Genomic DNA, 2,754 nt, shown 5'->3' with positions numbered 1-2,754 from the left:
AGTTCATCCGTGGTAAGATGGGTGTAGGTCATTTGTGGTCACTCCTTTGTATTCTTTGGTCGGAATTACAAGTTGAGTGTACCACAAATGGCTGTTTTAGTTGTCTAGCTTAATTTTACAATCGGCGGAATAAAAAACGCCACCCTGTTCTCATATTTAATATGCCCCCTAAAGTAGACACTAAAAAAAGTAAACTACTTTAGGGGGATTTTTTATGTACTCAAATATGAAGCATACAGTGGCTGAACTGGAGTTTTATATTCTTCAATATTTAGAGGGTATGACTTTTCCTATGTTGAAGAATTTAGGACTACAGTATGAGAATACATACTTTTTATTTGAAGTGAGGCTCTATCAACGACATGGCATTGATAGCCTTCAACCACCGAATAAGCATCAACACTATTCAACGGAATTTAGAGAACAAGTGGCACAAGAACACCTGGTCGATAAGATATCCATCAATGAACTGGCAATTAAATATAATATTCCATCTCAGAAAACGATTCATAGCTGGATTCTTAAGTATACTAATGGTGGGGAGTCTCAATCCTACAATTCAAAGCCAGAGATGTATCTGATGAAAGGAAAAAACGACTTACGAAGAAAAAGTCTAAAAAGTAATCTGGCTGTGCCAAGCATTAAAAGTGAGCCAATCGAGCTATTATAAATGGTTAAATCGTCAACCGCCACATACAGAATTGCGCTTAAAAAAATAATGGTATTCATTCAAGAAGCACATGGAACATTTAATGGGATTTATGGCTATCGTCGTAGGACTATTTATTTAAATCACTTTCAACAAGCCGCTGTTAATCATAAGTGTGTCTAGCACTTAATGAAATGGAAGGGCATCCAAACCTATATAAAGAAAAGACGAATCTGAAGATTCGCCTTAACTATTTTTATTATTTACTTGTCTACTTGACAGGGGGCAGTTCATATTGAGTTTGGTTGGGGGGCTTTGATAATCTAAGTTGTTGTCCAGGTCATTAGCCATTCTCTCTCTTGAGTTTCTTCATCTAAACACTCCTCAATAAATTGAAAACCATGCCTTTTATAAAATTGTATCGCCTGCGAATTGCGTGAATAAACAGAAAGTGTCAAAGATTTGTGTTGGCTTTTTAAATAAGTCAACAACTGGCTTCCAATGCCTCTGTGTCGACTCTCCTTCTCAATAAAAATACCCGCAATATAGTCTCCCGTCATACCAACAAAGCCTAACAGTCGATTGTCTTCTTGATAAAGCACCATATTCGCTTCATGAAAAGCTGAGAGCACATCATCATAATGACTGGTCCAATAGGCTGGGTCAACAAAATCATGCACTTCTAAATTCACAGTTAACCACAAATCAGCGACAGCCTTTATTACATCAGGATCCTTGTCTACTAAATTTATAAGCATCGGGTGACCTCCTTTAAATGACTAATAAGAAAAAGTCTAACAGAATCCGGAAAGAGTCGCAATAGATAACCAAAGAAGGGTGAGAAAAAGATAGAGCCTATGCTACAATAGCCATAAGTAAAAAGAAGGGTGTGGGATGATGAGAATTAAACGACCAGTAATACAAGCGGATATAGAAGAAAAAGAGTTAAAAGACTTATACCAACCCCACGATTATATCTTAGAACTAGATGGCTATGAGTTGAATGAAGCTGACTTTACAACTGTTCAGGTGGAACAAGTGCGATTATATAATTGCGTCATTCGTGACGGTATATTCAACGATATGGATTTAAGTGATGCAGATCTGACTGATGTGCGCTTTATCGGCTGTGACTTCTCGAATGTAAATCTAAGCCAAGCATCCATTCACCGAGTAGAGTTTGAAAATTGTAAATTACTCGGAACTCAGTTCTCTGAAACCATGTTAGGTGACACACTATTCCAAGAGGCAATCTTAAACTTATCTACATTCGCGGATTCAAAGTTAGTGCGAGTCTACTTTCAAGAGTCGTCACTTCAAGAAGCAGCCTTCTTTGAATGTAAACTAAAGCAAGTCAACTTTGAAGAGTGTGAACTCAATGACATTACCTTTGATCATACACCTTTAAAAGGCATCAACCTTAGCACATCAAACTTTGACTCAATCCGAGTCGCCATCGAAGACTTGAAAGGCTGCCAAGTGTCCAGAGAACAAGCCTTAGGCTTGGTTGGGTTGATGGGGGTAGAAGTGGTGTAGGGGAAAGTATTATCCATGAAATTATTTTAGTAAAAGTGCCACTAATTTGAGATTCTATATTTTATTGGTGGCTTTTTATATGGATTTATAAATAACTATGTGTTGTACCTTATATATAAATATTACGTAAATTTCAAGTTTAAGTTAGCCACTTTTCTTTGAATTATTTACTAGCTCTATTTTATACTTTGAACAAAACGGTGTTGAATTACAAGCAAAAGTAGACTCTAGAATCAAGTACCATATAGGTGATACGTTGGAACTTGCTTTTGATATGAATAAAGTACATTTCTTTGATAAAGAATCAGGAGATGTTATAAAATAAAAAAATATTAAACGAGTATAGATGACTGTAAATAGCTCAGCTTCTATACTCGTTTAATTGGTCTAAATACAATATTTGGTTCTACAATAAATAGGGTTGATGACAAAAATTAAAATGTCATCAACCCTATCTTTGTGTCTTCTAAAAGACGCAGATATTCGTTATATTAAAAGTACCACCAAATAACATAAGGAGAATATCTACGCATGAACCATTTTATCCAAAAAACCTTTCAATTAAAAGA

The 2,754-nt window shown here is 35.8% G+C and carries 3 protein-coding genes; 2 read left to right on the top strand and 1 reads right to left on the bottom strand.

The annotated features are described in order from the left end of the window. The first annotated feature begins 214 nt into the window (after positions 1-214). Positions 215-670, top strand: coding sequence for a transposase (locus FEZ33_RS11935; protein WP_138405589.1), 456 nt, complete (start codon positions 215-217; stop codon positions 668-670). 302 nt (positions 671-972) lie between these two features. On the opposite strand, the gene FEZ33_RS11930 is transcribed toward FEZ33_RS11935, so the two are convergent. Continuing rightward, positions 973-1,407 carry a GNAT family N-acetyltransferase gene (locus tag FEZ33_RS11930; RefSeq protein WP_138405588.1) on the bottom strand — a complete coding sequence of 145 codons (435 nt, stop codon included), beginning with the start codon at positions 1,405-1,407 and terminating at the stop codon, positions 973-975. A gap of 136 nt (positions 1,408-1,543) precedes the next feature. On the opposite strand from FEZ33_RS11930, the gene FEZ33_RS11925 reads away from it, so the two are divergent. Further along, positions 1,544-2,185 carry a pentapeptide repeat-containing protein gene (locus FEZ33_RS11925; protein ID WP_138405587.1) on the top strand — a complete coding sequence of 214 codons (642 nt, stop codon included), beginning with the start codon at positions 1,544-1,546 and terminating at the stop codon, positions 2,183-2,185. The last annotated feature ends 569 nt before the right edge of the window (positions 2,186-2,754 follow it).

The organism is Ruoffia tabacinasalis, from assembly GCF_005864045.1.
Lineage (GTDB): Bacteria > Bacillota > Bacilli > Lactobacillales > Aerococcaceae > Ruoffia > Ruoffia tabacinasalis.
Note: the sequence above shows the minus strand (reverse complement) of the source record. Positions and strands in the feature narration are given on the sequence as shown.